General features: G+C 71.3%; 17 protein-coding genes and 2 pseudogenes. 8 read left to right on the plus strand and 11 right to left on the minus strand.

The annotated features are described in order from the left end of the window. Nucleotides 1–123 precede the first annotated feature (123 nt). A complete protein-coding gene (locus tag ACQPY0_RS31190) occupies nt 124–1,431 on the minus strand; it encodes a pectate lyase family protein (RefSeq protein ID WP_432968301.1) in 1,308 nt (435 codons plus the stop codon). Between the two features lie 171 nt (nt 1,432–1,602). Between ACQPY0_RS31190 and ACQPY0_RS31195 the strand changes: the two genes are divergently transcribed. The 3 genes from ACQPY0_RS31195 to ACQPY0_RS31205 all read left to right on the plus strand — a co-directional run bounded on the left by ACQPY0_RS31195 (nt 1,603) and on the right by ACQPY0_RS31205 (nt 4,550). Next, nucleotides 1,603–2,868, plus strand: a complete 1,266-nt coding sequence (locus tag ACQPY0_RS31195; RefSeq protein ID WP_432968304.1) for an MFS transporter — start codon at nt 1,603–1,605, stop codon at nt 2,866–2,868. 307 nt (nt 2,869–3,175) lie between these two features. Continuing rightward, entirely contained in the window at nt 3,176–4,078 is a 903-nt protein-coding gene (locus tag ACQPY0_RS31200; protein WP_432968307.1) for an OmpA/MotB family protein, read from the plus strand. A 16-nt stretch (nt 4,079–4,094) separates the two neighbouring features. Then, nucleotides 4,095–4,550 carry a flagellar basal body-associated FliL family protein gene (locus ACQPY0_RS31205; RefSeq protein WP_432968310.1) on the plus strand — a complete coding sequence of 152 codons (456 nt, stop codon included), beginning with the start codon at nt 4,095–4,097 and terminating at the stop codon, nt 4,548–4,550. Between the two features lie 9 nt (nt 4,551–4,559). Here ACQPY0_RS31205 and ACQPY0_RS31210 read toward each other — a convergent pair whose 3' ends face one another. From ACQPY0_RS31210 to ACQPY0_RS31230, 5 genes and pseudogenes are all read right to left on the minus strand, one after another. Further along, nucleotides 4,560–5,084: a DUF402 domain-containing protein gene (locus ACQPY0_RS31210; protein WP_432995450.1), complete on the minus strand. Its 525-nt coding sequence runs from the start codon at nt 5,082–5,084 to the stop codon at nt 4,560–4,562. Nucleotides 5,085–5,820: 736 nt separating this feature from the next. Then, a pseudogene (locus ACQPY0_RS31215) lies at nt 5,821–6,798 on the minus strand (AAA family ATPase); the annotation flags it as partial. Between the two features lie 48 nt (nt 6,799–6,846). Further along, entirely contained in the window at nt 6,847–8,247 is a 1,401-nt protein-coding gene (locus ACQPY0_RS31220; RefSeq protein WP_432968313.1) for a hypothetical protein, read from the minus strand. A 44-nt stretch (nt 8,248–8,291) separates the two neighbouring features. Beyond that, nucleotides 8,292–10,214 (minus strand): hypothetical protein, encoded by a 1,923-nt coding sequence (locus ACQPY0_RS31225; protein WP_432968316.1) that lies wholly within the window; start codon nt 10,212–10,214, stop codon nt 8,292–8,294. Between the two features lie 1,260 nt (nt 10,215–11,474). Further along, a complete protein-coding gene (locus ACQPY0_RS31230; protein ID WP_432968318.1) occupies nt 11,475–12,002 on the minus strand; it encodes a ricin-type beta-trefoil lectin domain protein in 528 nt (175 codons plus the stop codon). A gap of 406 nt (nt 12,003–12,408) precedes the next feature. On the opposite strand from ACQPY0_RS31230, the gene ACQPY0_RS31235 reads away from it, so the two are divergent. Together ACQPY0_RS31235 and ACQPY0_RS31240 are read left to right on the plus strand one after the other, a co-directional pair. Next, nucleotides 12,409–13,128, plus strand: coding sequence for a COG4705 family protein (locus tag ACQPY0_RS31235; RefSeq protein WP_432968321.1), 720 nt, complete (start codon nt 12,409–12,411; stop codon nt 13,126–13,128). A 127-nt stretch (nt 13,129–13,255) separates the two neighbouring features. Continuing rightward, the gene (locus ACQPY0_RS31240; protein WP_432968324.1) at nt 13,256–14,500 is read left to right on the plus strand and encodes a COG4705 family protein; all 1,245 of its coding nucleotides are present in this window, start codon (nt 13,256–13,258) and stop codon (nt 14,498–14,500) included. A gap of 282 nt (nt 14,501–14,782) precedes the next feature. On the opposite strand, the gene ACQPY0_RS31245 is transcribed toward ACQPY0_RS31240, so the two are convergent. Next, complete coding sequence (locus tag ACQPY0_RS31245; protein ID WP_432968327.1) at nt 14,783–15,166, minus strand: hypothetical protein; 384 nt, start codon at nt 15,164–15,166, stop codon at nt 14,783–14,785. Between the two features lie 344 nt (nt 15,167–15,510). On the opposite strand from ACQPY0_RS31245, the gene ACQPY0_RS31250 reads away from it, so the two are divergent. Beyond that, complete coding sequence (locus tag ACQPY0_RS31250) at nt 15,511–15,789, plus strand: hypothetical protein (protein WP_432995452.1); 279 nt, start codon at nt 15,511–15,513, stop codon at nt 15,787–15,789. Here ACQPY0_RS31250 and ACQPY0_RS31255 read toward each other — a convergent pair. The 3 genes from ACQPY0_RS31255 to ACQPY0_RS31265 are packed head-to-tail and all read right to left on the minus strand — an operon-like array spanning nt 15,713 to nt 19,014. Further along, nucleotides 15,713–16,321, minus strand: coding sequence for a DedA family protein (locus ACQPY0_RS31255; RefSeq protein ID WP_432968330.1), 609 nt, complete (start codon nt 16,319–16,321; stop codon nt 15,713–15,715). The two genes, ACQPY0_RS31250 and ACQPY0_RS31255, sit on opposite strands and share 77 nt — an antisense overlap. A gap of 15 nt (nt 16,322–16,336) precedes the next feature. After that, nucleotides 16,337–18,145: an iron uptake system protein EfeO gene (gene efeO, locus ACQPY0_RS31260; protein ID WP_432968333.1), complete on the minus strand. Its 1,809-nt coding sequence runs from the start codon at nt 18,143–18,145 to the stop codon at nt 16,337–16,339. A 35-nt stretch (nt 18,146–18,180) separates the two neighbouring features. Further along, a complete protein-coding gene (locus ACQPY0_RS31265; RefSeq protein WP_432968336.1) occupies nt 18,181–19,014 on the minus strand; it encodes an alkaline phosphatase family protein in 834 nt (277 codons plus the stop codon). Between the two features lie 181 nt (nt 19,015–19,195). Between ACQPY0_RS31265 and ACQPY0_RS31270 the strand changes: the two are divergent. After that, nucleotides 19,196–19,501 (plus strand): annotated as a pseudogene (locus tag ACQPY0_RS31270) (methyltransferase domain-containing protein); the annotation flags it as partial. Between the two features lie 65 nt (nt 19,502–19,566). Beyond that, entirely contained in the window at nt 19,567–19,743 is a 177-nt protein-coding gene (locus tag ACQPY0_RS31275) for a hypothetical protein (RefSeq protein WP_432968339.1), read from the plus strand. Here ACQPY0_RS31275 and ACQPY0_RS31280 read toward each other — a convergent pair. Next, nucleotides 19,718–20,410 carry an SDR family NAD(P)-dependent oxidoreductase gene (locus ACQPY0_RS31280; protein ID WP_432968342.1) on the minus strand — a complete coding sequence of 231 codons (693 nt, stop codon included), beginning with the start codon at nt 20,408–20,410 and terminating at the stop codon, nt 19,718–19,720. The genes ACQPY0_RS31275 and ACQPY0_RS31280 overlap by 26 nt on opposite strands. Between the last annotated feature and the right edge of the window lie 5 nt (nt 20,411–20,415).

The following is a 20,415-nucleotide window of genomic DNA, read 5'->3' on the forward strand; positions in this document are numbered from 1 at the left end:
GCCACGGCCGACACCTGGACCGCGGGCCGGTAACCCTTCTCAGGGCGAGCGGCCCGCGGCCTTCCGCTCATGAATCGGATTTTTCGCCTGACAGCGCCTAAATCCGGAATGTCCGCATCGGCGTCAGCTGGGCAGTTTGCCGGTGCCCGCGCGCGCGGTGACGATCGCCGGCACCTTCGCCGCCGGGTCCAGGCCCGCGCGCAGCGTCGGCGTCCAGCCCGCGTCGGTCGCGATGTCCGGGTCGAACGCGGCGTTGTACTCGGCGAGCAGGTTCACCGCGACGATCGGGTCGGTGCCGACCCGGACCAGGGTGCCCTTCTCCGTCATCCGCGTGCCGCCCCAGTTGTAGACGAACGCGTCGAGCGGGGTGTCGGCACTGCGCAGTACGAAATTGTTCTCTGCGTAGATCTGCGACTGCACGCCGACGCCCAGAGCATAGACGAAGGTGTCCTCGTCGGTGGCGTAGTAGAAGTTGTTGTACACGTCGACCTGACCGAAGCGTACCCGCGGCTGGCGCTGCCCCAGGTTGGCGAACCGGTTGTGGTGCAGCGAGACGCGCAGCTTGCCCACGTCGACGCCCGGCGTGTTCGTCGAGCCGATCAGCATCGACTTGTCGTGCTCGAACATGTTGTTGTACGACACCGTCACGTAGTCCGAGCCCTTGATGATGTCCGCGAGGCCGTCGTGCACCTGGTAGGGCCGGCCGAGGTGGATCGGCTGGTCGACGTCCTGGTTGGCCCCGTCGGTGAACGAGTTGTGGTCGATCCAGACGTTCACGGCGCCACTGAGCGTGATGCTGTCGTACAGCGAGTTCCAGTTGCCGGTATCGCCGTCGGTCGGCGTCCAGGCGGGGAAGCAGTCGTAGGCGTCCTCGAACGCCACGTTGCGGATGATGACGTTGTCGACGTTGGTGAGCAGCAGGTTGCCGCCCTTGATGCGGGCGTTGCGCAGCCCGTAGATCGTCGTGTTCGACCCGACGTCGATCTTTACCTTGAGGCCCTGGTTCTTCGCCGACCGGACCCGGGCGTCCTCCAGCGGACCACTCGGCGCGACCCGTCCCCACGTGGCCGGGTCGTAGGCGCTCAGATAGGCCTGGAGGTTGTACTCCGGATCGGCGTACGCGTCGCAGCCGCGCCCCTCGTTGGCGTCGATCGTGGCCGCGACCAGCACGATCTTCGGCGTGTTGCCGGCCACGGCCGCGGCGAGCTCGTCGCGGGTGCGCACGACGAACACGTGCGCGTCGTCGGCGGCCGAGCCGCCTGTGGTGCCGGCGCCCGCCGAGCCCCAGCCGTCGTTCGCGCTCAGCGCCTGGCGCGCCGCGGCCGGCACCGACGGCGAGCCGGCGTTGGCCGACGCCGCTGCCGCGACGCCGGCCGCGACCAGCCCGGCCACCGTGGCGGCGGTGAGCCCGGCCCGGATTCCTGCGTGCACTGCGATCCTCCTGCGTTCGCGGGGAAACGTTCGAGGAAAGCGCATTCCCGCCAGAAACGTTGGCACCCGCGGCGCGGCGAGTCAACGCGTGGCGTTTGCAGGTTTGTTGCAGTGATCACTTCGGGGACCCGCGCTCATGGTGTCGGGAAAGAACCGGAGAAGGCTGTCGACATGACCGCCCCCGCCCGCCGGTTCGCCGCCCTGCGCAACCGCGACTGCCGGCCGTACCTCTTCGGCGCGGCGCTGTCGATGATGGCCGACAACATCGAGCACGTGATCACGTACTGGGTGCTGTGGGAGAAGTTCCACTCCGAGGCCCTGGCCGGTTTCCAGGTGATCAGCCACTGGGTGCCGTTCCTGCTGCTGTCGGTGTGGTTCGGCGGACTGGCGGACCGCTACGACTGCCGCCGGGTCATCCAGGCCGCCCAGCTGCTGTTCATGGCCGTCTCACTGCTGTGGGGCATCCTGTTCATCACCGACACCCTGCAGATCTGGGAGGCGTGCCTGCTGCTGGTCCTGCACGGCATGGCCGGCTCGCTGTGGGGCCCCGGCGAGCAGCTCATGCTGCACGACTTCGTCGGCGACGAGGAGCTCGCCTCGGCAGTACGCCTCAACGCGACCTTCCGCAGCCTGGGCGTGCTCTTCGGCCCGGCGGTGGGCTCGGGCCTGCTGCTGTGGCTGGGTCCGACGGCAGGCATTCTGGTGAACATCGCGTTCTACCTGCCGCTGACCCTGTTCCTGTTCCGCACGAAGTTCACCGGCCACACCCGCCACGCCGGCCCCCGCCCGGCCCGCGTCGGCCTGCTCGACTCCGTCAAGGTCCTCAAGCGCGTGGCCGGCGACCACACCCTGATCAGCATGATCATCCTGGCCGGCCTGGCGTCCTTCTTCGTCGGCACGTCCCTGCAGGCGACGATGCCGAGCTTCGCGGGCGATCTGAGCGAGGACTCCACGGACGCGTACGGCATCCTGCTCTTCGCCGCGGGCGCGGGCGGCGTGATCGGCGGCGTCCTGCTGGAGGCGACGGGCCGCATCCGCCCCACGGTCCGCGCGGCGCTGGTGACGACACTGGTGTACGGCGTGAGCAGTCTCGCCTTCGCGGTCATCGGCAACCTCTGGCTGGCGGCGGCGATCCTGTTCATCGGCGGCGTGGCGAACCTCGCCTCGATGTCGATCGGCCAGACCGTGACCCAGCTGCTGGCCCCGCCCGCGGAACGCGGCCGCGTGATCGGCGTGTACAACGTGTCCGCCAACGGCCTGCGCGCGGGCAGCGGCGTCACGGTCGGCGTCCTGGGCCAGGCGATCGGCGTGCACTGGTCGCTGGCGCTGAGCTCGGCGGCCCTGTGCGTGGGCACCGGGTTCGCGGCCCTCTACACCCGCCACGGCCACCGCACCCCCGCCCCGGCCCCCGCCGAAGCCGCCGCTCCCCCGACGTAACGGCCGGTCCCCGGCCCGCCGGCCGCGACCCTGACCGGTGCCCCTGCGGACGGAAATATCCGACTTCTCGGTTTCAGCGGAGCTTGCCGGGATCAAGGCGCCCGCACGCAGGACGCAGGGCGGCCGGACCGGGGCGCGGGTACGACCGATGTGCGCGGCTCGGTGGATTTGTCGGACTTTTCGCGCTTGGGCGGTTGCGCTGGGAACCCAGGCGCTACCGGGCCGCACCGGGGGGCAACTCGTGTGTCCGCCGATTGGGCCGATCTAACCCCCGACGGCGTTACAACGACCTGAAGGGGGCCGCCGCATGAGTGGTGGTGGACACGCGGCGAAGGCCGGCGCGCACGCCAAGCACAAGAAGGGCGGCCACGAGGAAGAGCACCACGAGAACCACGAGCGGTGGCTGGTCTCCTACGCCGACATGATGACCCTGCTCATGGTCCTGTTCATCGTGCTGTTCGCGATCTCCCAGGTCGACCAGAAAAAATTCGCCGAACTCAAGAACGGCCTCGCCGTCGGCTTCGGCGCCCCCTCCGTCGCCTTCAACGGCGGCGAAACCAACCTCCTGGAATCCTCCGACTCCAACAGCCCCATGGACCTCGCCTCCGGCATCGGCGGCACCACCTCCGACGCCACCGCCGTCCAGGACGCCGTCCAAGCCAAAGAACGCGCCCAAGCCTCCAAACGCCAAGCCGCCGCCCAGGCCGAAGTCAACAACTTCGACCAGATCAAAACCCAGATCACCAACGCCCTCACCAAACAGGGCCTCCAGGACCAGGTCCAATACTCCATCGACGAACGCGGCCTCGTCGTCACCATCGTCACCACCGGCATCGTCTTCAACGGCAACGAAGCCGCCCTCCTGCCCGCCGGCAGAACCATCATCGACGCCATCGGCCCCGCCATCGCCCCCCTACCCAACAGCATCGAAGTCGACGGCCACACCAACCAGCTCACCGGCGGCACCGGCAACTACCCCACCGGCTGGGAACTGTCCTCCGCCCGCGCCGCCGCCGTCGTACGCATGCTGCACACCAACGCCGGCATCACCGACACCCGCATGCAAGCCACCGGCTACGCCGACACCAAACCCCTCTACCCCACCACCGACCCACGCGCCCAAACCCTCAACCGCCGCGTCGAGGTCATCGTCCTGTCCAGCCTACCGGCCGACACCCGGGCACTGCTGCCCTCGGCCTCCACGAACTGAACCTGAGGAGACCGCCATGGCCAAGGACGACAAGACCACCGAACCGACCCCCACCAAAGGCGGCAAGAAGAAGCTCATCATGATCATCGCGATCGCCCTGATCGCCCTGATCGGCGGCGGCGCCGGCGGATACATGATCTTCGCACCCAAGAAAGCCACCGCCGAACCCAAACCCACACCAGGCGTCGTCTCGGTACTGGACGCCATCACGATCAACCTCGCCGACGGACACTACCTGAAACTCAAGATGACCCTCCAGGCCACCACCGAGGCCGCCGAGCCCCCGGACGGCAGCAAGGCCCTCGACATCGCCATCGACGAGTACAGCGGCCGCAAGATGGACGAGCTGATGTCGAACGCCGAACGCGACCGGACCAAGAAGGAGCTCATCGACAAGGTCGTCGAGGCGTACACGGTCGACAAGAAGAAAGAGGTCATGGACATCTACTTCACGACGTTCGTGATCCAGTAGTACCGCTGCTCAAGGGGCCGTCCCGCGGGGCGGCCCTTCTACGTCGGCGAGCGCGATCACCAGCCGCGGCGGGAAGTCGGGCCAGGTCCGCTCGACCTCGTGGCGCCGGTTGAGCCGCCGGTCGAGGAACCGCTGGGTGCGCACGAGCCCGTCGGCGGCCTCGGCCGGGCCGAGCTGTCCGCTCGCCGCCGCCTCGGCGTACTCCTCGAGGTCCAGCACCCGGTACGGATGGTCCGGCGGCCCGACGATCACGTCGATCCACAGGTCCTCGACAGCCACCGTGTCGCCGGTGTCGGTGACGCGGACGAGGTCGCAGTACCACCACCCGCGCTGCACCTCCGGGAAGGTCGCCGGCTGGCTGATCTGGAACCCGTCGTCGAGCAGGACGAAGCTGCGCTGCTCGTAGTGCCGCCCGTGCAGGTCGAACTCCCAGTCGTAGACGACCACGTCCTCGAGCCGCCATCCGTCGGCCCGCACCCGCCGATCGCGGATCACGGTCACGGGGCACAGCGCCGTGGGGTCGATGCCGCTCATGACTGGCGCTGCAGGGTCGCCATCGCCTTGACGGCGTCGATCCACAGGCGCTGCCGGTCCGGGGCCTGCCCGACGAGGTAGGTGGCGCGCAGCTTCGGGGGAGGTGGCGCAGCAGGAGCACCACCGTGTCGAAGTGCTCGCGCAGCTGGGAGACCTCCGCGTTGGCGAGGACCTGGTGCACCAGGTCGGTGTCGTCGGTGCCCTCGTCGCAGTCGGCCAGGCCGGCGGCGAGGCGGGCGGCCCAGGCCTCGGCGTCGGCGGCCAGCTCGCGCAGGCCGATGCGGTGCTCACCGGCGAGGCGGGCCTCGAGGCCGGCCAGCGGGATCGGCGCGTACTCGCCGTCGCCGAGATAGATCAGGCCTGCCTGCAGCGGCTGGTCGTGCAGGTGCAGCTTGATGAGGCGCTCCAGGGTGCGCCGGCTGACCCAGTCGCGGCCCTCGTCGTCGATGTCGTGCTTCCACCAGTCCAGGGCGGCCTCGGCGGGGCGGCCGTAGGTGTCGATGAGCCACTGCCCCGACGGGATGTCGTCCGGGGCGACCTCGAGGCTGGCGGTGAACCGGCTCGCCTGGGCGAGGTTGTTCGCCACGACCTGCAGTTTACGGCCCACGTGGTACGGCGGGTTCTGCAGCGCGAACTGCGCCCGCAGCCCCTCGATCGGCCGGCCAGCGAGCGACCACTCCTGGGTGATCTCCATGAGCCGGGCGAACGCGGCGCGGTCCTTGGGCCGGTTGTACTCGTCCCAGACGATCACCTTCGCCCGCGGCCCGAGCAGGGCCCGGGTGAGCAGCGTGTCCAGGGTCCCGTCGGGGGCCGGCACCGGCACGCAGAGGTCCTCGACGTTGGTGACGGGCAGCGAGAAGTACACCGGATCCTGGCCCGTCTCCTCGCGCGCGACCTGCTTGGCGATCTCGGTCTTGCCGCAGCCGGGCGGGCCCTGCAGCAGCACCGCCCAGCGCCGGGCGATCGCGGTGCGCAGCAGCCGCCGGACCGGGTCGGGGACCGTGGCCGGGTCGGTGCGGCCGAGCTCGGTGGCGACTGCGGCGAGGATCTCGTCGGTGCTGTCACCGAGCGCCAACCGGGCGCCGTTGAGCAGCGGCAGCCCCCACCGCATCGGCAGCCCCTCGGCGGCGCAGTCGAGCAGGTGCTGCAGGGTCCGGGGCGAGAGCAGCTTGCGGACCTCGGGGGTCTGCGCGGCCCACACGCGGAACACACCGCCGAGGTCCCAGCGGGGGTACCGGGCGGCGAGGCTCTCCCGCCACGAGGTGTCGTTGGCGGTGATGTGCAGCGTCGCCATCCGGTCGAGCACCGCGAGATCGGTGCGGCGCGCAGACGTCTCGGCGGCGGACTCGTTGTCGGTGAGGAACACCCCGACGCAGCCGAGCGCGCGCAGGTCGTGCTCGCCGAGCGACCAGTTGCACGCGAGCTGCATCAGCTGCGACTGGATCGTGTCGCCGGCCTGCAGCGAGTCGTCGATGAGCAGCACGAACCGCCGCCCCGGGCGCAGCTGCTTCATGATCAGCTGGTGCAGGGCCAGCTCGCCGGTCTCCGCGTCGCGCACGGGCGCGTTGACGAGCAGGTCGTCGGGGGTGAGGTTGGCCGCCGGGACGAGTACGACGTCGAGGTTGTGGCGCCTCGGGACGTACGACATGAAGGTCGAGGTCTTGCCGATCCCGTGCTCGCCGAAGACCTGTCCGGTGATCTCGGCGGCGATCATGCCGTCGATGAACCGTTCCAGCAGCGACTCCGCGCCGTCGCCCACGCGCTACTCCCGTCCCGTCAGGACCCGGTGACACGCCATCGGCGGCTCCTGCCGCTCCGGCCACGTGTCCCCGCCGTCGGTGATCAGCCAGATCCACTTGCCGGGCTCGGCCGGCCGCACCGGCGGCGCGTAGCCGTCGGTCACCACGATCACCGCGTCAACGGTGTCCTCGAGCCGCTTGCCGTCCACGTCCAGGCGCCCTTCGGCGTAGTCGACGACCCCTTGGAAGCTCGTCCCGCCGCCGCCGAGCACCCGCTCCCCCGGCGCGAACGGCATGACCAGCGCGTCGAAGCTCAGCCAGTGCGCCCGCACGCCGTCGATCTGCCCGACGAGCGTGGTGAGCCAGTCGACGACCGCGTCGGGCATCGATCCGGAGGTGTCAAAGGCGATGAGCACGGTTTTGTACCGTACGTCGCCGCGCCGCTGCAGCATCGGCTCGTGTCCGAGCGCCAGCAGCACGGCGCCCAGCTTCTTGGGGTACACGAGACGCTCCCCGGCCTGCAGCCGCGCGGCCAGCACGTCCGCGAGCCACCGCCGCCACCACTCGACCCGCCGCGTGCGCTGCGTCACCCCGCGCAGCGCCGCCAGCCCGAGGTTTCCCCACAGCTTCGCCACCCGCTCCCCGGCGTCCCCGCTGCGCGCCGCCAGCTCCAGCAGCTCGGCGCGCGCCGCCTGGTTTCCGGCCCGCGCCTGGCGCATGAGCGACTCGAGCACGGCGCTCGCGAGGCGCTCGACGGTCTCGGGATCCATCGGTACGGCACCGTCGCCCATGTGCACGCACAGCTCCAGCGGCACGGGCGGCACCGCCATGCGCCGCAGTTCCCGGTGCACCCCGAGGTCCGTCTCGACGAACGCGTCGTACGGAAGCGGTGTGAGCCCCCGCCCGGTCAGATCCGCCTCGTACGCCCGGTGCACCTCCCGCGGATCGACCCCGACCGCCGCCCCGTCGAGGCTCGGCAGCGTCATCCCGAGCCGGCGCACGGCGACGTGGTTGACGGTGACCTCGGTGGCGAGCGTGAACAGCGGGTCGGTGAGCAGGTCCCGCTCCGCGTAGAGGTGTCGCTGCACCAGGTGACGGGCCTCGTGGAACAGCACGAACTTCACGCCGGAGGGCCCGAGCCGCACGAAGAACTCCGGGTTGTACAGCAGGCTGCACACCCCGTCGCCGGTGGCGACCACGGCCGCCGTCGGCACTGCCATCGTGGGAATCTGATGCCGGCACTTGGCGTAGATCCACGACCCGGCGACGCTGTCGCGCACCCCGAAGTCCAGCAGCGCCGCTTCCTTGAGCCGCCGCCCCCGCTCGGTGACCTCGGGGTCGGGATGCGCGAACGCGGCCACGGCCCGCCGATCCCGCAGGTCGACCGGCCAGCGTCCACCGTGGACAGCGGTCCGCCCCGTCATCGCGCCCGCCCCGTCCCCGCGCCCGCCCGTCATCGCGCCCGGCCTCAGATCGCGACGACGGCCGTGGCGACGTGCAGCAGCTCGGCCGGCGGACCCGGGAACCCGGTCAGCATGCCGATGGCGAGCACGATAGCCTCCAGGTTGCCGTCCCAGACCTCGGCGAGCAGCTCGGCCAGGGCGGCGCGGGCCTCCGGCGGCGACTCGCTGCCGCCGATGAGGTCCAGCGGCAGCGCGGCCGGGACCCCGTGGCGCAGGACCTGGCCCCAGCTCATCACCCCGGCGGCCGTCGCGCGGCCGATCCAGCCGCCGTAATACCCCTCCCGGGGCGTGGCCAGCACCTCCTCCGGCGGGCGGCCGTCGACCAGCTCCGCCTCCTGGTCGCTCTCCCACGGCCGCAGTTTGCTCCGCCCGGCCTCGACCAGCTCCTCGGGGCAGCCGCGCGCCTTGTCGATCGTGGCCAGGATCGCGTCCGGCAGCGGCTCCCGCCGGTGCTCGGCGACGATCGCGTCCCAGTCCCACAGCCGGGAGTCCCGGAAGAGCAGTGTGTGATCGGTGCGCTCGGCCCGCAGCAACGCGAACTGCCCCTCCGGGCTCTCCTCCGCCGCGATCTCGGCCTCGAGCGCGTCGAGCTTCACCTGCCGCTCGCCCTCGTCGGCGATGTCGAGGATCCGCTGGACCCGGTTGCGCACCGCCGGCGTGATCGGCGACGCGCTGTAGTTGGCCGGCTTGATGTCCGCGGCGAGCAGGTCCGCGACGGCCGCGGCGCCGTGGCGGTGCCAGAGGTTGAGCAGGAGCCGGAACTGGGCGGACTTCCCGCGCACGCGCACGTGCCGGATGATGTGCCGCTGTAGCTCCTGGTCGGCGCAGTCCAGCGGGTCGGTCCCGTGCCACCCGGCCGTGAGCGTGAGCAGATGCGCCCGCAGCTGCGCATCGAGCGGAACCGGTTCCGCGCGGCCGGGGCCGAGCGGGTCGCCCGCGAGCAGGCGCATCCGCAGCCGGTGCGGCGTGGCGGCGCGGCGGAACACCTGGGCGTTGACCGCCGGATCGTCGAGCCGGGCGAGGCGGCCCGCGGCCTCAGCGGGCAGGGACAGCCGCGCGGCCAGCGCCAGGCGCAGGGCGCGCCGCGGGTCGGTGACGGCGCGCTCGGTCCACTCGTCGCGCCACCGGCCGTTGGTGAACAGGTCGAAGACCGTCCGGTCGTCGAACGTGTCCAGCAGCCCCAGCTGCGTCGCGGCCGGGGCGCGGTCGAAAAGGGTCAGGTAGGCGGCGCGCACGCCGGTGACGCTCGTGCGGGACAGCTCCGGCAGGTCGGCGGACTCGGGCCAGGCGACGGCGCCGGCCGGCTCGAGCAGCGCAGCGCCGGCCGCGTCGAGCAGCTCGGTCACCGTCCCCGGGAACGCGTTGAGCCTGGCCCGGACCCACGACCACGCGGCCGGATCGGCGCCCAGCCGGGCCTCGACCAGCTTGGCCAGGGCCGCGGCGAACTCGTCCCACGCCTCGGCGGCCGCGGGGTCGTCCGGTCGCAGGCGGGCGGACTCCAGGACCGCGGCGGCCGGTCGCATGCGCTCCAGCAGCACCGTCGCGCCGAGGCCGTCGGTGACCGCGCGCCGGGCCACCACCCGGGCAGCCTTGGCCGCGCCGCGCTTGGGCAGCGCAGCGACCGCCATCGCCTCGGTGAGCCGGGGCACGACCGCGGCGACCGCGGCCGGCTCGGCGGCGAACAGCGCGAACCGCAGCCCGCCGGGGCAGTCGGGCCGGGCGGCCAGGGCGGCCGCGGCGGGCCCGTCGAACGGGGCCTCGGCGTGCGCGTCGGCGATCGTGGCCCAGTCGAGCTCGTCGCGCAGGGCGAGGTGCTCGGCCCGGTCGCCGAGCCCGGCGTCACGCAGCTCGGCGATCGCCCCGGCCGTGCCCTCGGCCTCGGCAACGAGCACCTCGAGCGGCCCGGTCGTGGCGAATAAGGCTTCCATCCGCTCCCGCGAGGTGACCAGCCGCCCCTCCGCCTCACACGCCGCGACCGTAGCCGTCAGCCGCGAGGGCGAGGCGACGAGCACCCCCAGCGGCTCGGGAAGCCCGACAAACACGGCGCGCCCGCCGGCATCACCCGAAGCGGATGCGGAAACCCCCGGCGCAGCAGACAAATCCAGCGCGGGAGAACCAGGCGCGGCCAAGCCGGGCACGGAAGAAGCCGGCACAGCCAGGCCAGGCGCCGCCGGGCCAGGCACGGAAGAACCAGGCGCCGCCAGGCCGGGCGCGGGCGAAACCGAAGCGACCGGACCAGGCAGGGAAGAACCGGGCGCGGAAGAACTCGGCGCCGAAAGGCCAGGCACAGGAGAACTCGGCACCGCCAGACCAGGCGCGGGAGAAACCGACGCAACCGGACCAGGCAGGGAAGAACCGGGCGCGGAAGAACTCGGCGCCGAAAGGCCAGGCACAGGAGAACTCGGCACCGCCAGACCGGGCGCGGAAGCAACCGGCGCGATCGGACCAGGCGCGGGAGAACCGGACACCGGCACGACGGGCGCGGAAGAACCAGGCGCGGCCAGGTCGGGCACGGAAGAGCCAGGCGCGGGCGTGGAGAGCACGACGGCGAAGAGGGCGGCCAGCTCGGGCCGCAGTGCGGAGTCCGACGCCTGGGCGAGCGCTGCGGCCGGACCCTCCAAACGACGGAGGGTCAGCAGCGCTCGCAGCTGCTCGGCTGGCGTCAGCTTCGCGCCGAAACGGTCCCAGGCCAGCCGGACCGCTGCGGCATTCGGCCCCACGACGGCGGCCCGCTGCGGTCCCAGCGCGGGCCGGCCCAGCTCCCATTCGAGGGGCCCGAGGTCGCCGAGTGCGGGCCCGGCGGGAACGAGCGCGGCCAGTGCGAGGCGCCGCTGCCGCAGGCTCCAGGCCCGCAACGCCTGGACGGCCGCGCGCGGCGTGCCGGTGCGGGCGAGCCGATCGCGCAGGTCGAGGTGCTCGGCCAGCACCGTCTCGTTCTCCACCAGCGCGTCGGACAGCGCGGGATCGCCGAGGTCCAGGGCGGCGTCCACCAGGGGCCGGGGCAGCCGCCGGTGGTAGCGCAGCAGGGACCCGAGCGCGTCGCGGGCGCCGCTGACGAGGCGGGGCCAGTCCACCGGCGCACCGGTGATCTCGGCCGCCGCCTCCATCAGCGCGAGCGCGGCGTTGGCCCGGGTCATGCTCCAACCGCTTTCACGGCCCGGACACTACCAACGGGGTACGACAGAAAATCAGGGCAGCACCCACCGCTGGTTGTCGGCGCCGGTGCAGGACCAGATCTGCAGCGCGGTGCCGTCGGCGGAACTCGGGCCGGTGGCGTCCAGGCACTTGCCCAGCGAGACCAGGCTGCCGTTCGCGCCGGCGGTCCACTGCTGGGCGGCGGTGCCGTTGCAGGTGTACAGCTGGATCTTCGTCCCGTTCGCGGAGCTCGCCGCGGCCACGTCGACACACTTGCCGCCGTAGCCGGTGATGCGCCCGGTGCGGCTGGTCGGGGTGCCGCTGTCGGCGCCGGCCCACAGGTAGGTGCCGGCGGTCTTGGCCGGCAGCGTGCTCGCCACCTGCTGCGCCCCCACACGCAGGGTGAACGCCTGGCTCGCCGAGGTCTGGTTCACCACGACCGTGACCAGGGTGCCGTCCGGGTTGCGGAAGGCGACGTTGGTGACGGTGCCGGTGGAGCCGTACCCGGTGGCGACCCGCTGGGCGCCCGGCTGCACGAACTTCGAGAACCGCACCAGCATGATGCCGATCAGGTGCGCCATTTCCGCAGGGTGGCAGTCGGCTCCTGAACGTACCCTGAACGCAACACTCGGCCACACCACGCACGAGACGCATCGCAGATGCCTTCCCGGAGTCCCTGTGCTCCGGTCGGCCGGGGACGCCGTGGCGCAGCTGAACCTCGTTGGACGGCCTCGAGGCCCCGGCGAACTCCAGGCCGTCCGCCCCGAATACACCGCCGTCCCGGCCGGTACGACGACCGCCGTCGTAGCCGAACAAGAACATCGACATGACCGGTTCGGAACCGTCCCCGATGGCGCCGGTTCAGCGCGCTCTCAGTTTCGGGTCGCCAGTCTGGCGCGCATGAGTTCAACGTGGCCGCCAGGTGCCGTCGTTGCGGGCGAACCCGCACACCCAGTCATCCGGGATCGGCTGGCCAAGGTGCCGCAGGTGACCGCCCTGTTCTGGGTCATCAAGGTGCTGACCACCGGCATGGGTGAGACGGCCTCGGATTTCCTCGCGCACACCGTCGCGCCGCCGGTTGCGGTCGGGCTCGGTGGCCTCGGTCTCGCCGCCGCGCTGATCCTGCAGTTCCGGGTTCGCCGCTATCTGGCCGGTGTCTACTGGTTCGCCGTCATCATGGTGAGCGTCTTCGGCACGATGGCGGCCGACGTGCTGCACGTCGGCCTGGGCGTGCCGTACCTGGTCTCGACAATCGGCTTCGCGATCACGCTCGCCGCGGTCCTGGCCGTCTGGTCCGTCAGCGAACGAACGCTGTCCATCCACAGCATCACCACACCGCGCCGGGAGTGCTTCTACTGGGCCACCGTGCTGGCTACGTTCGCGCTGGGCACGGCGGCCGGCGACCTGACCGCCATGACGTTCGGCTGGGGTTACCTGCTGTCCGGCATCATCTTCGCCGTTGTGATCGTGGTGCCGGGGCTCGCCTTCCGTATCGGCCGGCTGAACGCGGTGGCCGCGTTCTGGGCCGCGTACGTGATCACCCGGCCGCTCGGGGCCTCCTTCGCGGACTGGATGGGTGTTTCGCATGAGCGCGGCGGTCTGGGTCTGGGAACCGGGCCGGTGACCGCGGCCTGGGCCGTGCTCATCGTGGTCCTGGTCGGGTATCTGGCCATCACTCGCGCCGACACCGAGCCCGCCCGGCGCTGAGCGGAAGGGCTCCACGTTTTCAGCGGGCATTCAGGACGGTTGGCCTACGTTTGCACCGATTTCCAGGGAAACCACATCCGTAGCGCAGTCGTGAGGGAGAGCTGTGTCCATTACCGCCAACAGGTCGGTGAGTTCGCGCGGGTGGCTGACCAAGGTGCCCGCGATCACCGCCACGTTCTGGGTCATCAAGGTGCTGTCGACGACCATCGGGGAGACGCTCGCGGACTACCTGAATGTCAACGTCGGCCTCGGTCCCGCCTTGACCGACGGAATCATGTTCGCCTTCCTCGTAGCCGCGCTGGTTGTGCAGTTCCGGACCCGCGCCTACACCCCGTGGATCTACTGGCTCTGCGTGGTGCTGGTGAGCGTCGTCGGCACCCAGATCACCGACTTCTTCACCGACACCCTGGGCGTGCCGCTCGCCGTCAGCACCGCCGTCTTCGCAGTCATTCTCGCCGCGGTCTTCATGACGTGGTACCGGCAAGAGCGCACCCTCGCGATCGCCTCCATCAACACGCCGCGTCGCGAGGCCTTCTACTGGGCCGCGATCCTGACCACGTTCGCGCTCGGTACCGCCGCCGGCGACTTCGCTACCGAGGCCCTCAATCTCGGCTTCCGCAACGGCGCGCTCGTCTTCGGCGGGCTGATTCTGGCCACGTGGATCGCCTTCCGTCTCGGCGCCGGCCAGGTGCTGACGTTCTGGATCGCCTACGTGCTCACCCGGCCGCTCGGTGCCTCGCTCGGCGACCTGCTCACCCAGGACAAGGACCTCGGTGGCCTGGCCCTGGGCGCGAGCGCCACCAGCCTGCTCTTCCTGGCCGCCATCATCGTACTCGTCGTACGCGAACAGGTGCTGGTGAGCCGCCACGGCGTCGTGGAAAAGGGTGCCGGGCCGGCCGGCGGCCGCAGCCGGGACTACGCGTGGGCCGGTGTCGCCGCCCTGGCCGTCGTCGTCGCCGGTTTCGGGCTCAGCCTCGCGCAGGGATCGCCGCCGGCCACCGACACCCAGGCCGACGTGGCCCAGGACACGGCCACGGTGAGCACGTCGGGCGGCTCGACCGCGGCCCGACCGGCGCACCCGACGACCAAACTGGGCAACCTCAGCAAGTTCGCGGTGATCGTGTCCGACGTCCAGGCGAAGGTCACCCAGAGCGACCTCGCGGGGGCCAAGACCCGGGTCAAGGACCTCGAGGTGGCCTGGGACGACGCCGAGGCCGGACTCAAGCCCCGCGACGCCACCAAGTGGCACCAGATCGACGACCAGATCGACGCCGTGCTCACAGCGCTGCGCGCCTCGAGCCCTGCCCAGGCCGACTGCGCGTCGGCCGTCGGCAGTCTGTTGAACACCCTGAACAAGTTCGACGGGGTCTGACGGTGAACAGGGGCCGCCGGGTCGGGTCCATTGTGGACCGGTCCGGGTGCCGGCCCAGCAGCAGGACGCAGACGGCGACGAACAGCGCGACCAGCGCCCAGCCGTGCAGCACAGCCGGCATGGGGATCCAGCGGGCGACGAACAGGCCGATGGCCGCCGACATCCTCCACCACGGCAGGAAGGTCCGGGCGTCGGCGTAGTCTCAGATGACGGTGGCCACCACGACGCCGGCGATGTAGTACTTGTTGCCGCCGGGCTCCAGCACCAGTCGGGAGGCGACGGTCAGCAGCGGGATCGCCGCCCACCGGCCGCGCCACACGGCAATGCGCCGAGCGACAGTGCGAGCGCGAGCTGCGCCCGGCGGTCCCACGCCGGGGTCCGGGAATCTGCCAGCCGACGAGCGCCGCCACGCCACCGGCGGGCAGCAGGGCGAGGAAGGCCAGCGGCCCGATCTGCCGGATCTGCGCGGGCAGCGTACATGTGCAGCCCGCCGCGCACCGGATCGTCGGCATTCGCCAGCGCAGCAGCACCCTGCAGGAAGAAGTGCCACGACGAGCCGCCGCCGACGGCCATGATGCCGAACCAGGCGGCCGCCCAGCCTTGGACCAGATACGCGATCGTGCGCGATGTCAGCAGCCGTCGGACTTCCATCAGGCGATCGAGCATGGGCGCACGCCAGGCAGGCGAGTCTGAGCCCGCGCTGGCTCGGCCCCGCGCCCGGCTTTCAGCGGGCGGTTGTGACGATTGGGCCGCGATCCTCGCCAACCTTCGCCCTCGGCACCGCTGGTGGGGCACCTGACGGTCTCCCGCAAGGACCAGATCTCGTCCGGCGAGTTCTCGGCACCGGCGTAGATCCGACCACTACGGCGGAAAAATAAAAACTGTGCCAATAGCCGGATCACCGCACCGCAATACCGGTCCAGCCGTTGGGCGAAACGGTTGACGACAACTACGCGAATGCGTTCCAGAACTGGTTCGGCCCGACGAAGACGCTCGATGTCCGCGTCGGCGTGCTGCGGCTCAAACTGGTCGAGGCCGGCGAGGACACGGCCCGGATCACGACGGTCCGCGGCCGGGGCTACCGCTACGAGACGGTTATGCCGCGGCCCGCGGCAAGCTCAGCACGAGTCGTTCGACGAATTCATCACCAGCCGGGGCGTCTGGCACAGCGCACCGCCCGCGCTGAGCCTCATCTGCCGCCCGCCCCGGCTACTACGCCCGTGAGCGAGCGCGGGCGCGCAGCAGCTCGACCGCGATCGGGACGACGGACAGCACGACGATGCCGATGAGGATCAGCTCGATGTTGTTGCGCACGAGGGCGATCTGGCCCAGGAAGTAGCCGAGGATCGTCACCCCGCAGGACCACAGGACGCCGCCGATCACGTTGTAGAGCACGAACGTTCGGTAGTGCATGCGGCTCGCGCCCGCCACGATCGGGGTGAACGTGCGAACGATCGGCACGAAGCGCGCGAGGACGATCGAGCGCGCCCCGTACTTGTCGAAGAACTCCTGCGCTTTGGTCAGGTTGGACTGCTTGAACAGCCGCGCGTCCGGGCGGCGGAACAGGGCCGGGCCGACGCGGCGGCCGAAGATGTAGCCCACCTGATCCCCGGCGATCGCCGCGACCGACACGAGCAGGCACACCAACCACAGCGGCTGGTGCAGGTACGTGCCGGAGGCGACCAGCAGGCCGGTCGTGAACAGCAGCGAGTCACCGGGCAGGAAGAACCCGATCAGCAGGCCGGACTCGGCGAACACGATCGCGAGGATGCCGATCAGGCCGAACGTCGAGATGAGGTACTGCGGATCCAGAAGATGCACGAGGGGACCAATCTGTTATCGGCGGGCGACGGCAGCGGGGACGGCGCTGACCGGTTCGGCGAGCGCGTTGACGACGGCCGCGAGACGCTGGACCTGGGTCGGCTGCAGGGTGTCGTACCGCACGAAGCCCCCGCCCTGCCGGTACTGCGCGAGCTCGGTGTCCACCGCGGCGAACCGGTCGTCGAGGTGGGCGTCGTAGGCGGGCTTGAGCGCGGCGATCGCGGCCCGGCAGCCCTCGACGTTGGCGGCGAAGTCCCACAGATCGGTGTGCGAGTAGCGGTCCTCCTCGCCGGTGACCTTCTTCGTCGCCACCTCGTCGAGGAGGCTCTTGGCCCCGTTGGCGATCTCCAGTGCGGTGAGCGTGACGCCGTTGAGGCGGGTGCGCAGCTCGGTGACGTCGGCGAGCAGCTGGTCCGCGACGCCGGCGACGGCGGCCAGGTCGCCGCCGTTCCACAGCTGCTGCTCGATGCGGTGGTACCCGGTCCACTCGACGCCGGGGTCGAGGTCCCCGTCGCGGGCGTCGATCTTCGGGTCGAGGTCGCCGAAGCTCTCCGCGACGGTCTCGATCCGCTCGTACGGCGACCGGGCCGGTGCGTACAGCGCCTGCGCCTTGGCCCGGTCGCCGGCATTCACGGCGGCGACGAACGCGGTGGTCCGGTCCACGAATGCGGCGGCCTGCTGGCGCACGTAGTCCTGGTAGGTTGCGGCCGCCGCCGCGAGCGCAGGGTCGGCCGAGGGGGCACTGGAGGTACCGCTGCCGGAGCCCGTGACGGTGAACGCGCCGCGGACGCCGGCGCCCGTCATGCCGGGCCGACACGAGGTTGTGTAGGTGCCGGCGGGCAGGTCGACGTGCAGGGTGCGGCTGACGCCCGGCGCGATGTTCTCGACCTCGCCGACGATGCGGTCGCCGGCCGCGTACACGTAGAACTCGGTGACCTTGGCGCCCTGGTTGCGCACGTCGAAGACCCGCGGACCGGCGGTGGCGTGGTCGGCGCTGAGCCGGCATTCCGTGTCGGTGGCCGTGACGGCGATAACCCCGGTGTCAGCAGCCGGGGCCGCTGCACCGCAGGCCGAGGCGAGCACCGCGACCGCGGCGAGCACGACGACGGCATGCGCGCGCGGCCGCGGTGCGGCGTGCGCGGGCCGGAAGTACACCGCCGTCATGACCATCGCGAACGCGAGCCATGCGCCGGCCTCGAGCACGGTCGAGCGCGTGGTCAGGCCGACGGTGCCGGCCAGGAGGGTCGCGTACCATGAGGCCGGGTCGGCGCCGAGGTCGAACGCGACGCGGTCGGCGCCAGGCAGCGCGCCCGCGTGCTGCAGCCCGTGCACGCCGTGTGTCAGCAGGCCCGCCGCCACCGGTATGAGCAGTGCGCCGCTCCAGGTCAGGAAGCGGCGGAGATCGGTCCCGGCGGTGGCAGTCGAAGCGGCCCAGCCGAGTCCGACCGCAGTGACCGCGCCGATGACGGACGTCACGCTCGCCCCCGTGCTCAGAGCGGCGAGGAAGGCGATCGCGGCCACCGCCCAGCCGCTGACGCCCAGCGCGTCCTCGAGCCGGCCGGTGGGCTCGCCGCGCAACGTCCGCCCGGTCCGGCGCATCCACAGGATCAGGACTGCGGTACCCGCAACGCCGGCGAGCGAGGCGACCGCCTCGAACAGCTCCGGCCATCCGCGAGCCGCGACCCAGGCCGCCGCCGACGCCGGGATAGCACTGAGCACACCGAACCCGACGGCCAGCAGCCGGTCGCTGCGCCCGGTCCACCTCAGGAACACCATCAGGATCGCGACGACGAGCGGTCCGGCGAAATACACGGCGGAAACCATCCTCCGACACGTTGTAGGTACTGTTCGATGGAACATTACCCAGCCATTCCTGAAAGAACCTTGAGTGGCGTCGCCTGCGCGGCCGCACCGAGCGGCGGGAGGCCGTACAGGTCCTCGATGGTGCGCAGGATCGTGTAATGGTCGATCCGCTCAGTGCGGTCCCCCGGCCGCACGCCGGCGCCGACGACCACGGTCGGGATGTGGTTGCCGTCGGTGCGGTCATCCTCGTCGAACGTGAGGATCAGCAGGCTGTTGTGGGTCTCGGCCCAGTCGACGTAGGACCCGAGCGTGTGGCGGAGCCAGGCGTCGGCGTCACCTTTCGGGCAGTCGTGCATGTCGTGACACAGGTCGGGCACGACGAACGCAACTGTGGGCAGGCGGTCCCAGCTCGACGGCAGGCCGGTCAGCGGACGGTTCGAGCCGGGCGGGACGCTGGCGAAGTCGACCCAGGGGTTGTGGCGGCGCACATAGGTACCGCTGGAGCAGCCCGCGTCACCAACGGACGGCAGCGCCTCGGCGTAGCCGGTGAAGGTCAGGCCGGCGTCGAGCAACTGGCGGCCGAGGTTCGGGGTGTCGAAGGTGCGGCGGATGCACTTGTTGTCGGTCACGCCCTGGGTCGAGCCGGAGAACAGCGCCAGGTAGTTGGGCTGACTCGGGTGGGTCTCGCCGTAGGCGTTGACGAAGTTGGCGCCCTGCCTGGCGAGTGAGGAGATGTACGGCGTCTTCGGATGGCCGACGACGGCGTCGTACCGCTTGTTCTCCATGACCACGACGACGACATGGTCGGGGCGGGGCGTCGGGGCGGCCGGGGCCACCGGCGCGGCGAGCACGGGCAGGGCGGCGGCGAGCAGCATTGTTGCGAATCGCATACCTACAGCATGTCGGAGTTTGTCTAAATCGGATTGATCGGACACGCCGAAAGTGCGTTCAGGCTTCTTTCAGGGGCGTTCTTCCTACCATTCGCCGCACGCATCAGCGCCGGCGCTCAGCCCGGAACCGTCCCACCGCAAGGCGGGACTACCTCCCTCCAGCGCGCTGAAGGGTAGCGGCATGAACGTGCTGCACAACCGGCTGTGCAAGTCGGCGAAGTGGTTCGAGACGGTCGAGCACCGGCTGCTGCCATGGGCGCTCGCGGACGTGCCGCTCGGCGACAACGTGCTGGAGATCGGGCCCGGCTTCGGGGCGACGACGCGGGTACTCGCCCGCGACATCGGCGCGATGACCGTGGCCGAGGTCAACCCGAAGCTGGCGGCGCGCCTGCCGCAGAACGTGCCCGGCAACGTCACGGTCGTCGAGGGCGACGGCGCCGCGATGCCGTTGCCGGACGGCGCCTTCGACTCGGTGGTGTGCTTCACGATGCTGCACCACGTGCCGTCGGCGCAGATCCAGGACCGGCTCTTCGCCGAGGCGCGCCGGGCGGGGTGTTCGCCGGCAGCGACTCCCTGCCGACGCCGCGGTTCCGGCTGCTGCACATCGCCGACGTCATGGTGCCGCTGGACCCCGCCACGGTGCCGGCCCGGCTGGAGCGAGCCGGGTTCACCGACGTGCGGGTGTCCACGAAGGACAATCGGGTCAGGTTCCGCGCGGCGGCGGGCTGAGCAGCGACAGGCGCGTGACGGCGCGCAGGGTGCGGGCGGCCAGGGACATGCGGCGCGGGTACGACACCACCGCCGGGCGGCGGCGCACGCAGCGCATGAGCACCTCGACGGCGTCGTCCACCCCGATCTTCATCGGCGTCGCCGCGCCCTTGGCCATCTTGGTGTCCACGAAGCCGAACCGCACGGTGCTCACCGCGACGCCGTGCGGCCGCAGCGCCTTGGACAGCCCCAGCAGGTACGAGCTCAGACCCGCCTTGGACGCCGCGTATCCGGGCGCCTCCGGCGAGATGAGCACGTCGGCGAGGCTGGACAGGCCGATGAGGTGCCCGGCGCCGGCGGCGAGCATGCCGGGCAGCACGGCCTCGGCGGTCAGCGCGGCGCCGATCAGGTTGACCCGGATCGCGTCGCTCTGGTCCCCGAGCCGGCCCGGGTCGAACAGCTCGCCGACGCCGGCACAGTACACGCACAGGTCGAGCGGCCCGAGCCCGGAAAGCGCCGCCGGGTAGCCGGGCGCGGCGACGTCGGCGACGCGGTGCTCGTAGGTGTCCCCGGTGAGCTCGGCCGGGCGGCGGGAGACGCCGACGACGCTCCAGCCGTCGGCGAGCAGGCGGCGGGTGAGCGCGAGTCCGATCCCGTCGGTGTTGCCGACGACCAGGGCACGGGGCACCCGCG

The organism is Dactylosporangium sp. CA-233914 (assembly GCF_050942935.1).
In the GTDB taxonomy this organism is placed as follows: Bacteria; Actinomycetota; Actinomycetes; order Mycobacteriales; family Micromonosporaceae; genus Dactylosporangium.